General features: G+C 50.4%; 14 protein-coding genes. 9 read left to right on the forward strand and 5 right to left on the reverse strand.

Features of this window, described 5'->3' with window-relative positions:
* Positions 1 to 19: 19 nt before the first annotated feature.
* The 7 genes from leuS (at position 20) to H8S80_RS02760 (ending at position 7,917) form a co-directional block, all read left to right on the forward strand.
* Positions 20 to 2,422, forward strand: a complete 2,403-nt coding sequence (gene leuS / locus H8S80_RS02730; RefSeq protein WP_117630175.1) for a leucine--tRNA ligase — start codon at positions 20 to 22, stop codon at positions 2,420 to 2,422.
* A 345-nt stretch (positions 2,423 to 2,767) separates the two neighbouring features.
* A complete protein-coding gene (locus H8S80_RS02735) occupies positions 2,768 to 3,844 on the forward strand; it encodes an ABC transporter substrate-binding protein (protein ID WP_002600432.1) in 1,077 nt (358 codons plus the stop codon).
* Positions 3,845 to 3,863: 19 nt separating this feature from the next.
* On the forward strand, positions 3,864 to 4,649 hold the full coding sequence (locus tag H8S80_RS02740; protein WP_002600431.1) for an ABC transporter permease: 786 nt from the start codon (positions 3,864 to 3,866) through the stop codon (positions 4,647 to 4,649).
* A 1-nt stretch (position 4,650) separates the two neighbouring features.
* Positions 4,651 to 5,448: an ABC transporter permease gene (locus tag H8S80_RS02745; protein WP_029466023.1), complete on the forward strand. Its 798-nt coding sequence runs from the start codon at positions 4,651 to 4,653 to the stop codon at positions 5,446 to 5,448.
* Positions 5,424 to 6,203 carry an ABC transporter ATP-binding protein gene (locus H8S80_RS02750; protein WP_002600429.1) on the forward strand — a complete coding sequence of 260 codons (780 nt, stop codon included), beginning with the start codon at positions 5,424 to 5,426 and terminating at the stop codon, positions 6,201 to 6,203. Before H8S80_RS02745 ends, H8S80_RS02750 begins: the two co-directional genes overlap by 25 nt.
* An 11-nt stretch (positions 6,204 to 6,214) precedes the next feature.
* Positions 6,215 to 6,964, forward strand: a complete 750-nt coding sequence (locus tag H8S80_RS02755; RefSeq protein ID WP_002600428.1) for an ABC transporter ATP-binding protein — start codon at positions 6,215 to 6,217, stop codon at positions 6,962 to 6,964.
* A gap of 122 nt (positions 6,965 to 7,086) precedes the next feature.
* On the forward strand, positions 7,087 to 7,917 hold the full coding sequence (locus tag H8S80_RS02760) for a MerR family transcriptional regulator (protein ID WP_025530249.1): 831 nt from the start codon (positions 7,087 to 7,089) through the stop codon (positions 7,915 to 7,917).
* 173 nt (positions 7,918 to 8,090) lie between these two features.
* On the opposite strand, the gene H8S80_RS02765 is transcribed toward H8S80_RS02760, so the two are convergent.
* The gene (locus H8S80_RS02765; protein WP_117630176.1) at positions 8,091 to 9,290 is read right to left on the reverse strand and encodes a coenzyme F420-0:L-glutamate ligase; all 1,200 of its coding nucleotides are present in this window, start codon (positions 9,288 to 9,290) and stop codon (positions 8,091 to 8,093) included.
* Positions 9,291 to 9,559: 269 nt separating this feature from the next.
* Between H8S80_RS02765 and H8S80_RS02770 the strand changes: the two genes are divergently transcribed.
* Positions 9,560 to 11,257, forward strand: coding sequence for a glycoside hydrolase family 13 protein (locus H8S80_RS02770; RefSeq protein WP_117630177.1), 1,698 nt, complete (start codon positions 9,560 to 9,562; stop codon positions 11,255 to 11,257).
* Between the two features lie 176 nt (positions 11,258 to 11,433).
* On the opposite strand, the gene msrB is transcribed toward H8S80_RS02770, so the two are convergent.
* From msrB to H8S80_RS02785, 3 genes are all read right to left on the reverse strand, one after another.
* Positions 11,434 to 12,426, reverse strand: a complete 993-nt coding sequence (gene msrB, locus H8S80_RS02775) for a peptide-methionine (R)-S-oxide reductase MsrB (RefSeq protein WP_002600424.1) — start codon at positions 12,424 to 12,426, stop codon at positions 11,434 to 11,436.
* A 117-nt stretch (positions 12,427 to 12,543) separates the two neighbouring features.
* Complete coding sequence (gene mscL, locus H8S80_RS02780; protein WP_117630178.1) at positions 12,544 to 13,008, reverse strand: large-conductance mechanosensitive channel protein MscL; 465 nt, start codon at positions 13,006 to 13,008, stop codon at positions 12,544 to 12,546.
* Between the two features lie 142 nt (positions 13,009 to 13,150).
* Positions 13,151 to 13,945, reverse strand: coding sequence for a MerR family transcriptional regulator (locus H8S80_RS02785; RefSeq protein ID WP_002600422.1), 795 nt, complete (start codon positions 13,943 to 13,945; stop codon positions 13,151 to 13,153).
* A gap of 262 nt (positions 13,946 to 14,207) precedes the next feature.
* Here H8S80_RS02785 and H8S80_RS02790 point away from each other — a divergent pair, with 262 nt between their 5' ends.
* Entirely contained in the window at positions 14,208 to 15,503 is a 1,296-nt protein-coding gene (locus tag H8S80_RS02790) for an FAD-dependent oxidoreductase (protein ID WP_117630179.1), read from the forward strand.
* 108 nt (positions 15,504 to 15,611) lie between these two features.
* Here H8S80_RS02790 and H8S80_RS02795 read toward each other — a convergent pair whose 3' ends face one another.
* Complete coding sequence (locus tag H8S80_RS02795; protein ID WP_117630180.1) at positions 15,612 to 15,962, reverse strand: hypothetical protein; 351 nt, start codon at positions 15,960 to 15,962, stop codon at positions 15,612 to 15,614.
* Between the last annotated feature and the right edge of the window lie 62 nt (positions 15,963 to 16,024).

The following is a 16,024-nucleotide window of genomic DNA, read 5'->3' on the forward strand; positions in this document are numbered from 1 at the left end:
AAAAAAATGGAGGCAGATTATGAAGCACGATTTTAAAAAGATAGAACCCAAATGGCAGAAAAAATGGGACGAGGCCGGTATCTTTCAGGCTGTGGACAACGACGAGAGACCGAAATTTTACGGTCTGGTAGAATTTCCGTACCCGAGCGGAGCCGGTATGCACGTCGGCCACATCAAGGCGTACTCAAGCCTGGAAGTCATTTCGAGAAAGCGCAGGATGGAGGGATATAACGTCTTATTCCCAATTGGATTTGACGCCTTTGGACTCCCGACAGAGAACTACGCGATCAAGACAGGCGTGCACCCGAGAAAGATTACAGATGACAACATTGCCAGATTTTCCAATCAGCTGAAAAAGGTGGGATTCTCCTTCGACTGGTCGAGAGTTGTCGACACGACGGATGAAGATTATTATAAATGGACCCAGTGGATTTTCTTAAAGATGTTTGAAAAGGGCCTCGTGTTCCGTGACACGGCTCTTGTCAACTACTGTCCTTCCTGTAAGGTCGTTTTATCCAACGAGGACAGCCAGGGCGGAAAGTGCGATATCTGCCACAGCGACATCGTTCAGAAGTCCAAATCGGTGTGGTTCTTAAGAATCACGGAATACGCGGACAAGCTCTTAAATGGCCTGGATACCGTGGATTACCTGCCGAATATCAAGCAGCAGCAGGTGAACTGGATCGGCAAGTCGGAAGGCGCATTCGTGGATTTCAGCCTTGCAGACAAGGACGAGTCCTTCCGCATCTATACGACACGTCCGGACACGCTGTTTGGCGTCACCTTCATGGTCATTGCGCCGGAGCATCCGATGATCGACAAGTACGCGGATGAGATCGCTAATATGGATGCGATTAAGGCATACAGAGAAGAGTGTGCGAAGAAGACGGAGTTCGAGCGCACCCAGCTGGTAAAAGAGAAGACGGGAGTCTGTATCGACGGACTAAGCGCGGTTCATCCGCTGACCGGCAAGAAGATTCCGATCTATATTGCGGACTATGTTATGATGGGATACGGCACCGGCGCGATTATGGCTGTACCGGCCCACGACGACCGTGACTATGAATTTGCCAGGAAGTTTGGCATCGACATCGTGCAGGTAATCGAGGGCGGCGATATTACCGAGGCCGCGTACGCCGGCGACGGCAGGATGATCAATTCCGATTTCTTAAATGGCCTGACGAATAAAAAGGACTCCATCGCCCGCATGGTGAAGGAGCTGGAGAAGCTGGGTGTCGGTGAAGCCGGTGTCCAGTATAAGATGAAGGACTGGGCATTTAACCGTCAGAGATACTGGGGAGAGCCGATTCCGATCGTTCACTGCCCTGACTGCGGCGTCGTTCCGGTTCCCTATGAGGAGCTGCCGCTCCGCCTGCCGAAGGTGGATAATTTCGAGCCGGGCCAGGAGGGAGAGTCGCCGCTTGCCGGAATCGAATCCTTCGTAAACTGCACCTGCCCGAAGTGTAAGGGAGCCGCGAAGCGCGAGACGGATACCATGCCTCAGTGGGCCGGATCTTCCTGGTACTTCTTAAGATATATCGACCCTCATAATCAGGAAGCGCTGGCTGATCCTGAGAAGTTAAAATACTGGATGCCTGTTGACTGGTACAACGGAGGCATGGAGCACGTAACACGCCATATGATCTATTCCCGTTTCTGGCACCATTTCCTGTACGATATGGGAGTGGTGAACACGGAAGAGCCTTATGCGAAGCGTACCGCTCAGGGTCTGATCCTCGGACCGGATGGGGACAAGATGAGCAAATCCAAGGGAAACGTCGTAGATCCGCTGGACGTTGTGGAAGAGTTCGGTGCGGACGTTCTGCGTACGTATGTCCTGTTCATGGGCGATTACGGCGCGGCCACACCGTGGAGTGACAGCTCCGTAAAGGGCTGTAAGCGTTTCCTGGAGCGTGTTGCCGGACTGTGTGAGATTGCCAGCGGAGAGGGCGCGACACCGGAACTGGAGACCGCGTTCCACAAGACGATCAAGAAGGTGTCGAACGACCTGGAGGAAATGAAGTTCAACACAGCGATAGCTGCACTCATGGGCCTGCTGAACGACATTTATGCGAAGGGGCAGATCACGAAGGACGAGCTTATCGTCTATATCAAGCTGTTATGCCCGATCGCTCCGCATGTGTGCGAGGAGATCTGGGAAAGCCTGGGCGGAACGGGATTCCTCTCCATGGCGAAATGGCCGGTATACGACGAGGCAAAGACCATGGATTCAACCGTGGAAGTCGGCGTGCAGGTGAACGGAAAGCTCAGAAGCGTGGTGGCACTGCCTGCAAACTGTGATAAGGAAGAGGCATTTGCCATTGCGGTGAAGGACGAGAAGATCGTGCCGCTGCTGGAGGGAAAGACGATAGTAAAAGAGATTTACGTTCCTAATAAGATCGTGAATCTGGTTGTGAAATAAATAAAAAGTAATATCCATTCACGGAAAAACGGGTAAAGAATGTCACTCTCTTTACCCGTTTTTCTGTGCCTCGCGTAAAAAAGTCAAAATATAGAAACAAAAGTAAGAATTTAAAAAGTGTTTTCCGGTCCATATGCTCGTTTGATCTGAAATGCAAAAGAAAAGTAAAATAATAGAAAAATCAGCCCCTGGCAGCCGGGCTATAATGGGCTCATAAGAGGAAAACACGGATAACTTATGAGTTGGTTGCGGCAAGTCGAGTGTTCATGTGTTTTCCAATTGACAGTAAGGACCTATTATAACGAGCCAAAGTATGAAGCTCGTGAAATACCAGGAGGAATCGATATGAGACAATGGAAAAAAGTATTACGTTCAACTATGGCCCTCGGCCTTGCACTTGCACTGACAGCCTGTGGAAGCGCGGGCAGCAGCCAGAGCAGCACTGCTGGAGGAAAGGATGCTAAGGCGGAGGCGTCAGGGGATCTGCCGGTGCTTCGTGTGGCAATGATGCCGTTTATCACAAGCCTTCCGACAGAGTATATCAGGAAGAATAAGCTGGATGAGAAGGCCGGATTTAAAATGGATACCATCATGTTTGCAACAGGTGCTCCCATGAATGAGGCGCTGGCCGCCGACTTGTGGGATGTGGGCTCCATGGGCGCCGCGGCCGTCACCGGTGTGGCAAACTATGACATGATGATTATCGGGGAAGTCCTGGAGTCGACAGACGGCCTGGGAGTCTTCGTAAAACCGGATTCACCGGCAGCGCAGGAAAAAGGCTACAATCCATCGTATCCCAATGTCCTCGGAAGCCCGGAGACGGTGAAGGGAATGACGATTCTTCTTCCGATCGGCACGGCTCAGCATTTTACCACATTAAAATGGCTGGAAAAACTGGGACTGGGTATCACCGATGTGAATATTGTAAATATGGATACGGCACAGGCCTACCAGGCACTTTTAGCAAACCAGTGTGACGCGGTAGCCTTAAATGTACCGACGTTCTTTGAAGCCGTAGATGACGGCATGGTACAGGTAGGAAATCTCGCCGATTTAGGAACCCGCTACGTGGACATGGTGGTAGGCAATCGAAAAGCAGTGGAAGGAAAATCGGAGCTGGTTCAGAAATATATGGACTGTGTTGTGGAAGCCTGCAAGGCGTTAAATGAAGATCCCGACATGGCGGCTGATCTGATGGTGGATTTCTTAAAGGATGCGGGAGCAGAGGCCAGCAGGGAGAGCTGTGTCAGCGACTTGGGACGTGTGCAGTTTATCACCGCGGCTGACTGGAAAGACCGTACTTTAGGCAATTTCGCAAGGGAACTGGGAGAATTCTACATAGGCTTAGGACAGCTGGAACCGGAGCTGATGGACAAGTTTGACAGCAACATCGATCCGGAGTTTGTCAAAGGGGTAAATTAGAGAAAGTGAGGGAACGCAGATGAAAGAAATTGCTGCAAAGTATAAGTACCGGATTCTGTCGGTGTGCTCGGTTATCACCGTCCTGTTTATCTGGGAAATGGCAACCGATATTCTGCATCTGATTTCTCCCATGATGCTTCCAAGCCCGGCAAAGGTACTGGACACGTTTGTCTACAAGCTGACAGGAGGGGTCAATCCGGATGGAGCGACCCTTCTCCAGCATATCGCGGCCAGTATGAAGATTGCTCTTGGAGGATACGTGGTGGGAGTGCTGATCGGAGTGCCGCTGGGAATTGCCATGGCCTGGAGCCGTAAATTCGAGATGTTTGCCAAACCGCTGTTCGATGTAATCCGGCCGATTCCGGCGCTTGCGTGGATTCCGCTGATGATTCTCTGGCTGGGAATCGGTTACTGGTCAAAGGTAGGAATTATCTTTTTTGCGGCGTTTATCAGCGCAACCATTAACTCCTACGCCGGAATCAAGAGAACGAGCCAGGTTCATTTATGGGTAGCCAGGACATTCGGTGCATCCAACAGGCAGATGCTGTTTAAGGTTGCAATCCCGACGGCTCTTCCCATGATTTTTACCGGCTTAAGGCTGGCACTCGGTTCTTCCTGGGTAGCTCTGGTGGCAGCTGAGCTCTTAGCAGCGACGAGAGGGTTAGGCTACATGATTCAGGTGGCAAGGATGCTGGGACGCCCCGATGTCATCATCGTGGGAATGATCACCATTGGTGTGATCGGTTATCTGCTTTCCTTTATCCTGGAAAAGCTGCAGAATAAATTCGTCAAGGGAGGAAAATAGAATGGAAAGCGCATCCAGCCGTTTTTTAAAGAAAAATATGGCCGCCGTCATGACGGTTGTGGCATTTGCCTCCCTGCTTATCGTATGGGAAGCCGTGGCCCGGTTTACCAATGCAAAGATGTTTCTCCCTCCTGCATCGGAAATTCTGTGGAAATTCTTCGAGAGCTTTACGGTACCGATCGGAAGGCATACCATGCTGGTGCATATCGGCGTAAGTCTCTACCGCGTAGGTGTTGCATTCTTCTTTGCGACAATTGCCGGCATTGCGTTAGGCGTGTCCATGGGGTATTCGAAAACTGTGGAAGCCATCATCAAACCAATCTTTGAATTTATCCGTCCCATTCCGCCTCTGGCATGGATTCCCATGTCCATCCTGTGGTTCGGACTGGGCGATCAGAGTAAGTTTTTCATCATTTTCCTGGGCTGCTTCTGCTTCATTACGGTCAATACGTATGACGGAACGAAAAATGTGGACTCTGTCCTTTTAGGAGCCGCCAGAATGCTGGGGGCCTCGGAACGCCAGGTGTTCTTCCGGGTAGTTCTGCCCTCGTCGATTCCTTACATTTTCGCAGGGCTTCAGATCGCCATCACGGCAGGCTGGTCGGCCGTCGTCGGTGCGGAAATGGTGCGTTCGGATGAGGGCGTTGGCTGGCTCATCGTCATGGGAATGACAAACGGAAACACCGTTCAGATCATGGTAGGAATGCTGGCCATCGGCATTGTTGGATACGTTCTGGCAACGGCCATGGCAAAACTGGAAGGGAGGTTGTGCATATGGAATCAGCAGCAGGGACTGTAAATGAGGTGCTTCGGTGCGGCCACGTTTCCAGGGAGTTTGACAGCTACGACGGCTCCGGAAAGAACCATGTGCTGAAGGATGTTGACTTTTCTGTCCGTGAAAATGAATTCCTGGTGCTTTTCGGACCGGGACAGTGCGGGAAGACTACGCTGCTCAATATCCTGGCAGGCCTCGACACCCCTACCTCCGGTGAGGTCATCGATCACGGCAAAAAAGTGGGAAAACCGGCGCCGGAACGCGGCGTTGTGTACCAGAAGACGGCGCTCTTTCCGTGGCTTACCGTCATGGGAAATGTAGAGTTTGGACCCAGGGTGCGGGGCTTAAGCAAGGATGAGCGGAAGAAGACGGCGGATCATTATATCGACCTGGTTGGATTAAAGGGATTTGAAAAGAGCTATCCCTCCCAACTGTCCGGAGGCATGCGTCAGCGTGTCGGAATCGCCAGGGCCTACAGCAACAATCCCGACCTGATGCTCATGGATGAGCCCTTCGGCCACCTCGACGCTCAGACCCGTTATATGATGGAAGAAGAGCTGCAGAGGATCTGGCAGAAGGAAAAACGCACGGTTATCTTTGTCACAAATAACATCGAGGAGGCCTTATTTCTGGCAGACCGGATTATTCTGATGACAAACTGTCCATCCACCATTAAGAAGGAATACATCATCGATATGCCGCATCCGAGAAACTACGTGGACCCTGAATTTCTCCGCCTCCGCCAGGAGATTACGGAAAATATGGATAAATCGCTGTAAAGGAGGCGCTCATGGAAGAAAAAAGGGAAACAAAAGTAAAGGTAATGAATTTGACGAAGAAGTTCGATGACCTCCTCGTGCTGGATCAGATCTCTTTCGATGTGAAGAAAGGGGAGTTCCTGTGTATTGTCGGCCCTACTGGCTGCGGCAAGACGACCTTTTTAAACAGCCTGACGAAGCTTTACCAGCCAACAAGCGGAGAGATCCTGATTAACAATGAGCCTGTGGATTTGAATAAACACAGCGTCGCATACATTTTTCAGGAGTATTCCACCATGCCATGGCTGACGGTGGAGGAGAATGTGCGGTTTGGTCTGGAGATTAAGCACACGGATCAGGAAACCACGGACCGAAAGGTAAACGAGTATTTAGAGGTGGTAGGCCTTACAAAATACCGGAAGTACTATCCGGATCAGCTCTCTGCCAGCATGCTGCAGAGGGTGGTAATCGCCAGGGCGTTTGCCACGGAGCCGGAGCTGCTGCTGATGGATGAGCCGTACGGACAGCTGGATATCGAACTGAGATTCAAGCTGGAGGACGAACTCTTAAATCTCTGGAAGAGGAACGGGACTACGGTTATCTTTATTACCCATAATATTGAAGAGGCGGTTTATTTAGGGGAGCGGATTCTGGTGCTTACCAATAAGCCTACCAGTATTAAGAAAGAGATTCGAAATGATCTCCCGAGGCCGCGGGATATTGCGGCGAAGGATTTTGTGGATTTGAGAAATGAAGTGACGGATCTGATTAAGTGGTGGTAAATTCTAACGGTACAATTTTTCACTTTTCAGTCTGGACCTCTGAGCTGCATAATTTTATTTTTTCTATTGACATTAAACCTTGTTGAACCCTTATAATGAGGGAAAGAAGGAGGCGAAAGACAATGAAAATTAAGGATATGGAGCGGCAGGTGGGAGTTACGAAGGCGAACATCCGCTTTTACGAAAAAGAAGGGCTTTTGTCACCGGCACGCGGTGAGAATAATTACCGGGAATATACAGAGGAAGACAGGGAGGTGCTGGAGAAAATCAAGTATCTCCGGATGCTGGGAGTCACGGTTTCCGATATCCGGCAGTTTCAGCAGGGGAAGCGGTCTCTTGCACAGCTCCTTAAGGAGCGGGAGTATCAGCTGAAAGAGGAGGAGGCCGCATTGAACCGGATGAAACTGGTCTGCCTGGAATTAAAGAAGAGGGACTGGGATTTTCAGACGCTCGATACGGGACTATTTGATCTGCAGATGAAGGTTTTAGAGCGGAGAGGGGCGGAACGGCTGAAGAAAGACAGAACAGAACCTGTGATAAAGCTGAGACGGATTGTCTGGTTCTTTGCCATGTGCGGAATCGCGTCGCTGGTATTTTTCCCGGTGAACTCAGTCCTTAGAATACCGGTTTCCGAGACAGTCATGACCGTCTGGACACTGGCCGTCACGGTGCTGGCTCTGGCGGCCTCTGTATTGCAGGCCGCCGCAGCCGGACATGGGGAGGAGGAGACAGAAAAGAGAATGCGGGGAGAACGGCTGGTGAAGCGCGCCGAAAACAGACGCCTGCGGTATGAAAAACAGATTGTGGGGTTGAATCAGATCTGTCTCGCCAGCCTCTTCGTGATCCCATTCAACCGAATGCTGGAAATCCAATGGCCATTGTGGCTGACGGCAATCTGGTTCGTGCTTGTCTTTGGATCGGCCATAGCGGTAGTGGTGGTAAAAAATATATGAGCGTTCAGACTTCCCGGAATTTACTGTTTCATGTATAATTGCAGTAAATAAGCAAGGATCTTAAATAACAGATAAGCCGGCAGCAAAAAGGAACCGGCGCCCGCCAATATACATTGGCCGGACGCCGGTTCCTTTTTATTCCCGAGAGCATGGAGCCGGACGGACAAGCTTCCTTACTTCGTGTAATTATCAAAATATCCCTGAATGAAGATGATCGGTGTTCCCTTATCTCCGGAACCGGAGGTTAAGTCACATAAGGAACCGATTAAATCCGTTAAACGTCTTGGGGTGGTACCCTGGGAAGCCATGTCGCCCACCAGATTGTCATCCTTTGTACGGATTCTCTCAGAGATGGCCTTCTTTAACTCTTCACCGCTTAAATCGGCGAAATCGTTATCCGCCAGGTATTTTAACTTCAGCTCGTTGGGCTGTCCTTCCAGACCTTCCGTGTAAGCCGGTGAAACGACCGGATCAGCAAGCTCCCAGATCTTTCCGACCGGATCCTTGAATGCGCCGTCGCCGTAGATCATCACTTCCACGTGCTTGCCGGTGCGTTCCATCATCATCTGATGAACTCTGTCAACGAATGGCTGGCAGTTGCGCGGGAACAGCTTGACAGTCTCTTCTGTTGCCTTGTTGGAACCGAGGAGTCCGTAGTTCTCATTGTAACCGCTTCCGTCGATGGACGCGGTCATGATGTCATCGAGACAGCAGACCTTTTTCGCTCCTGCAGCCAGAAGGCGGCGTTTGCTTCTCGCTCTGGTGTGGATGTCACAGCAGATCACATTGTCCGTATACTTTAAGATGGTGCGGCAGTCATTGGCCAGAACGACCTCGACCTCTGCGCCCTGCTCTTTGATCACGTCCTTGTAGTACTCGATATAGTCAACACCGGTGAAGGTGTGCTTTTTATAGCCGAACAGCTCTCTGTATTTCTCTTCGCTCAGCACATCAGCCCATGGATTCACGCCCTTTGCATCCAGCTCATCCTCGTCGATTAAGTGGTTGCCGACTTCATCGGAAGGATAGGAGAGCATAAGCACGACCTTTTTCACGCCGCGGGCAATTCCCTTTAAGCAGATGGCGAAACGGTTACGGCTTAAAATCGGGAAAATAACTCCGACTGCCTCATCACCGAATTTCTCCTTTACATCCGCTGCGATGTTGTCGATGCTGGCGTAATTGCCCTGTGCTCTTGCAACGACGGCCTCCGTAACGGCAACGATATCTTTATCCTGAATCTCAAAGCCGTAGCGGCTGCTGGCGGCAGCATCTATAACGGAATCTACAACGATTTTTGCAAGGTCATCTCCTTCACGAATAATCGGTGCACGTACGCCTCTTGAAATTGTCCCTATCAAACGTTCTTCCATAGTCATCATTTCTCCTTATCATTATCTTTCGCATTTTCCCCTGTTTAGAAAAAGACTGCCTATCTATTATAAAAGAAAAATCATAAATATACAAACGTTTTTTAGCAAAATACGGTATTTTTTGTACTTTCTCCGGCCCGGAGCACGGTTTTGCAGGGGCGCGGCAGAGAAGACAGCAGAATTGTGTTAGAATTGGGAAGTATACTGCAAGAAATGTCAGGGGCTCCGTATTATAATGACAATACATTAGAGACAACAGGAGGAAGACCATGGAGAGAAAATGGTGGCATGAGAAAATAGCCTATCAGATTTATCCCAAGAGCTTTAACGACGGCAATGGGGATGGGATCGGTGATTTGAGAGGAATTATAGAGAAACTCGATTATTTGAAGGAACTGGGGATTGATATTGTATGGATATCGCCGATCTACCAGTCTCCCTTTGTGGACCAGGGGTACGATATTTCCGATTACTATAAGATTGCCCCGGAGTTCGGCACCATGGAGGAGTTCGATGAGCTTCTGGCCGAGGCGAAGAAGAGGGGGATCGAGATCGTTATGGACCTGGTGATCAACCACTGCTCCGACCAGCATGAATGGTTTCAAAAGGCGCTTGCCGATCCATACGGCGAGTACGCGGACTATTTCTACTTTGAAAAGGGCAGGGACGGCGGCGCTCCCAGCAATTACCGGTCTTATTTCGGAGGAAGCGTCTGGGAGCCGGTTCCGGGCACCGACCTCTACTATCTGCACCTGTTTGCAAAGGAACAGCCGGATTTAAACTGGAATAATCCGAAGATGAAGGAAGAACTGTTTGCCATGATCCGCTGGTGGCTGGAAAAAGGGGTGGCCGGATTCCGGATCGACGCCATCATCAACATTAAAAAGGATCCGAATTTTCCGGATTTCCCGGCGGACGGTCCCGACGGGCTGGCTTCCTGCACCAAAATGGTGGAAGAGGTCGAGGGGGTCGGCGAGCTGCTGGAGGAGCTGCGGCAGAAGGCCTTCGATCCGTATCAGGCATTTACGGTTGCGGAAGTATTTAATATGAGGGAAGAGGAACTGAAGGAATTTGTGGGAGAAAATGGCCACTTTTCGACGATGTTCGATTTCTCTGCTCATCTGCTGACGGGAGGGGAACACGGCTGGTACGACGCAAAGCCGGTCAAATTCTCCGAATGGAAGAAGACCGTAATCGAATCCCAGCTGGAGGTCCAGAACGTGGGATTTCTGGCCAATATCATCGAAAATCACGATGAGCCCCGCGGCGCATCCACGTATCTGCCGGAGTATGCAGTGAATCCCAGAGGAATCAAGATGCTGGCGGCTGTTAATATCCTTCTTCGCGGCCTTCCGTTTCTCTATCAGGGACAGGAGATCGGAATGAGAAACTGCCCCATGGATTCCATAGAAGATTACGACGATATCAACACGAAGGACCAGTACCGGACGGCTCTGGAGGCTGGCTGTACAGAGGAAGAGGCACTTGACGCCTGTATCCGTTACAGCCGCGACAACGCGAGGACACCGATGCAGTGGAGCCATGAGAAGGAAGCTGGTTTTACGACGGGAAAGCCCTGGCTGAAGGTGAATCCCAATTATACGGAGATCAACGTGGAGGACCAGTTAAAAGACGAGGATTCAGTCCTTCATTTCTATAAGAAGCTGATTGCCCTTAGAAAATCGGAAGCGTACCGGGAGACGCTGATCTTTGGCAGGTTCGTCCCGGCATTTGAGGCGGACGAGGATGTCTTTGCTTTCTATCGGGAAAGCGAGAGCGGAGATCGGATATTTATCGCCGCAAATTTCGGAAAAGAAGAGAAGATGCTTACGCTTCCGGAAAAGAATTACACGGTTCTCCTGACGAATGATGACAGTGCTCCGGAGGGGACACTCAGTACCCTGGAGAATGACGGTACACTTTGCCTGAAGAGCTGCGGAGCAATCGTTTTGCGGGAAGAAGCATAGTATAGAAAAACAGAAGTAAGAAACAGTTCATAACGAAAAAGAACCGGGAGCATCTGTTTCCGACCATCCAAATTATGGAGGCCGGGGCTGGTGCCCCTGGTTTTTTCTTGATGCATGCATGATTCTAATCGTTTTAGGTTTCGTTACCTGGCCGCTCAGGGGCATCTCTGATGGTTTCAGACGAGATCCATATAATCCCGGTAGCCCTCTTTTTCCATCTCCTCATACGGAATGAAGCGAAGAGCCGCGCTGTTGATACAGTACCGCAGTCCGCCCCTGTCGATGGGGCCGTCGTCGAAGACATGGCCAAGGTGGCTGTCTCCCGCCCGGCTTCGCACTTCCGTCCGCTCCATGTGATGGCTCTGATCTTTAAGCTCCTTTACCGAAAGGGATTTGACAGGCCTCGAGAAGCTGGGCCAGCCGCATCCGGAGTCAAACTTATCAGAGGAGGAGAAGAGCGGTTCCCCCGTAACGATGTCCACGTACAGTCCGCGCTCGAAATGATTGAAATACTCATTCCGATAGGGATGCTCTGTCGCCTGATTCTGTGTAACCTCAAACTGAAGCGGCGTCAGCCTGCTTTTCAGTTCTTCCGGAGAGGGGACCGTATAGCTGCGCTCTTTTCCAGGGCCTTCGACGGAATCGTGATCCCTGCGAAGCCGTTCCTCCTCGTTAAATACATCCGCTTTTCTGACGTCAATATGGCAGTAGCCGCCCGGATTCTTCTTTAAATAATCCTGATGATACTGCTCCGCGGGATAGAAATTGTCAAGCGGAAGCACCTCGGTTACGACCGGGACGGTATACTTTCTCTGCTGTCTGGAAATGGCGGCTAAGATGGGTTCCCGGTCCGCCGGATCTTCGTAATAGATTCCGGTGCGGTACTGGGTTCCGCGGTCGTTTCCCTGCCGGTTTAGGATGGTAGGGTCGATGACTGCGAAATAAGCCTCCAGCAGAGTCGAAAGTTCCGTCTCCTCCGGCCGGTAAATGAGTTTAACCGTCTCCGCGGCACCGGTAGTGCCGGTGCAGACCTGTTCGTAAGTGGGATATTCCACCAGGCTGTTTCCGTATCCGACCTCTGTTTCGCAGACGCCGTCCAGTCTGGACATGTATTCTTCCATGCCCCAGAAACAACCGCCTGCCAGGTAAATGGTTTTATGCTGATTCAAATCGGCAGCCTCCTTTCCAATGCTGTTTCTTACGATTCCCTGATCGGACAGTCTTTATTCCCGCGAGGGTCAAAACCCCGCCGCTCGCGGCGAGGTTTTTGACTCCCGCAGGCAATACTACTCGGCATTCTCGGCATTCTGCTGTGCTTTCAACAGATCTCGGATTTCCGCCAGCAGTTCTTCCTGCGTCGGACCGGCCGGTGCAGCTTCTTCTTTTTTTTCTTCTTCGTGACGGAGACGGGAACTGATCATGGCTACCGCCTTGATCATAAAGAACATACAGGCGCCGATAATCAGGAAATCCAGAATATTCTGTAAGAAAAGCCCGTAGCGGACGGCAGCTTCGGCCTTAATAATTTCGCCTGCCGTATCTTTTACAGCCGGGCTGAGAACAATCTTAAAGGTATCGAAATCAGCGCCTCCCGTAACTGCGCCCAAAAGCGGCATCAGAATATCGTTTACCAGAGAGGTAACAATCTTGCTGAACGCCCCGCCTATGATGACGCCGACCGCCATATCGATGATATTCCCTTTCAGAATAAACGCCTTGAATTCCTGCATGACTCCTTTTCCCTTACTCATGATTAAATCCTCCTTCTCTTTCGTGGAGTACCCTCACAAATCTGGATAGAAAGAGTTCCTGAGAGTACTCTGGTACTGCATTGCATAAATAACGCAGCAATAGTGGAAAATCATCTGAGGAAAGGACGTCGGTTCGCGGCTGTTACTCCTTTAACGGCAGATACAGTTCGATGTAATAAACCGGCTGGCTGACGTCGGCCTCCTCCGGCACAGCTGTCTGCATCTCATCAACCGCGCAGCTCAGCAGAAATCCGCCGTAGGCCGTGCCTTCCAGCTTATATCCCTGATCTCTGGCCCAGCAGACCGCCTTCATGATGGAACGGGTGTCCGGAATGCGGCTGGCGGATGCGATAACCGTGTAGACACACCGCTCATGCTGAATAAAGAGTCGGCCGGATAACTGTTCCTCCAGTCCGATGATGGCAGCGGTATCTGCGGCGAATAAGTAGTATTCATCCACCTGACCCGGCATGCCTTCCCTGAGTTGATATTCCTGATAGATATAGCATAAATCATGAACGGCCAGCTTGTCAATGAGAGTCTCATCAACCTTGTAATAGCGGCGGAGCGGACGTATGTCATAATCATTTAAATAATCGTCAATATTCTTATAAAGCTGAGTAAGATACTTTAGATGGATCAAAGAACGCTGGTGCCGTTCCACTTCCCGTTCTTCCTCTGCTATTTTTTCCTGAATCATGGTATAATAAGAACCAAAGGAACTCTGATGAAGAATTCGGTTGATATCCTCAATGCTGAAGTTCAGCCTCCGGTAGAACATAATGTCGAGAAGCTTTCTCGTATCCTCATAGCTGTAGCACCGGTAGCCGTTTTCCAGCTTCTGCGGAGTGATAATGCCCTTTTTTTCATAAAAACGGAGTGAGTCGCGGCTGATGCCCAGCCTTTTCGACACGTCTCCAATCGTATACTGCTTCATAATAAGATCCCCTCTTTTATTCTTGCGAAGGCAGCGAGCAAGGTAAACATGCTGGCATGTCCATTTAACTGCCATTCCCTGATATTTTAGCACAAACAGCACGGGAGGGGACCTTACAGTTTTCTGTCTACGTTTACAAAATTTTAACGAAGTTAGTCTTGTAAAAGGAAGACAAATGTGATATTATTGCAATAATAGTAATTAATACTGATTTTAACAAATATAGGAAATGATACTATGAGAGTCGGAAAGGGGTATTCACATGGGTGAAACAAAAAAGAAACTGGTAAAATGTCTGGTATGCGGCGCGGTATTTGAAGATGGGGTGAGCGTATGTCCCGTATGCGGAGTGGGACCGGAGAACTTCGTCCCGTTTACGGAGGAGGAGAAGTCCTTCCACAGAGACACAGAAGAGATATTTCTGATTCTGGGAGGCGGCGCGGCAGGGTTAAACGCGGCAGAGGCCATAAGAGAACGGAATTCCACCGCCTCCATCGTGATGGCGACGAACGAGGAGATACTGCCCTACAGCCGTCCCATGCTGACGAAATCCATGCTGGGAGAGAACAACAGGGAACAGCTTCTGGTTCACGACGCACCGTGGTATGAGGAGAACCGGATTTTAACCCTGACAGGAAAGACGGCGGAGAGGATCGATCCGGAGGCCAGAGAAGTGACCTTTTCGGATGGAATCCGCTTAAAATATGACAAGCTGGTTTACGCCCTGGGTTCGGAATGCTTTATTCCACCGATTCCAGGTCATGAGAAGCCGCAGGTTATAGCGATCCGGAGAATCACCGATACGGAAAAAGTAGGCGCCCTTCTTCCTCAGACGAAGCACGCCGTGGTAATCGGCGGTGGTGTTCTGGGACTGGAAGCAGCCTGGGAACTGAAAAAGGCGGGCCTGGAGGTGACGGTTCTGGAACTGGCACCGCAGCTGATGGGCCGTCAGCTGGATGCGGGAGCCGGCGAATTTCTGAAGGATCTGATTCAGAATGTAGGAATCGCCATCCATTTAAATGTGAAGATTGAAGCGATCGAGGGAGAGACGGATGTGACGGGAGTGCGCCTGGGCGACGGCACCGTGGTTCCGGCTGAGCTGGTGGTAGTATCTGCCGGTGTCCGTGCAAATGTCGGTGTGGCAAAAGACGCGGGAGCGGAGATCGGAAGAGCCATCAAGGTCAATGCATTTATGGAGACCACCATTCCGTCCGTATACGCATGCGGAGACTGCGCCGAATATGAGGGAATCAACTATGCGATCTGGCCGCAGGCGGTGGAGATGGGCCGGACAGCGGGCGCCAATGCGGCCGGTGACGGCCTTGTTTACCACACCGTACCCGCAGCACTTACCTTTAACGGTATGGAGACTTCCCTTTTTGCCGTGGGCGACGTGGGAAAGAATTCCGAAATTGAGTATACGGTGAAGCACGAGGAAGACCCGGAAAAGAAGATCTATAAGACCCGGTATTATGCGAATGGCAGATTGACCGGAGCGATTCTCATCGGTGATACGAAGGAGATGCAGAGCGTGACGGAGGAGATGGAGCAGGCGTAAAATTTCCGAAATAGCATGGCGGGAAGTAATGAATTATAAAATATATTCTAAATTAATAGAAAACAGCGGCCACGTGTATTGTGTGCCGCTGTTTTGCTGTTATCTGCTCTACTGTTTTCCTCGCAGTGCCTGAAGCGTATTCTGGATTTCTCCGCGAAGTGCGGTTTTGTCAGCCGGTACGGAAGTGATCATCTGCTGAATACGGCTCACGCAGTGATCGTTGCCGACCTTTGCGAGAGATTTAAGTGCAGCCACTTTCACTTCATCTTCGGGTGAGTCGAGGAGTGCCATTAATACATTGCTGGAATCGTCGCCCACGGCTGAAGCACATGCTTCTGCTAAATGTACCTTTGTCTCTGAATCAGAATTTAAATAACTTTTCTTAATCTTATCCCATTTGCCCTTCTGAACCAGTTTTTCTAATGCTTCTGTTGTTGCTCCTTTTGATGATCCAAACATATTATTCCCCTTTTCTAAGTGTAAAAACGTCTAAAAATATTATAACATGAATATTTCATTTT

The organism is Hungatella sp. L36, from assembly GCF_014288035.1.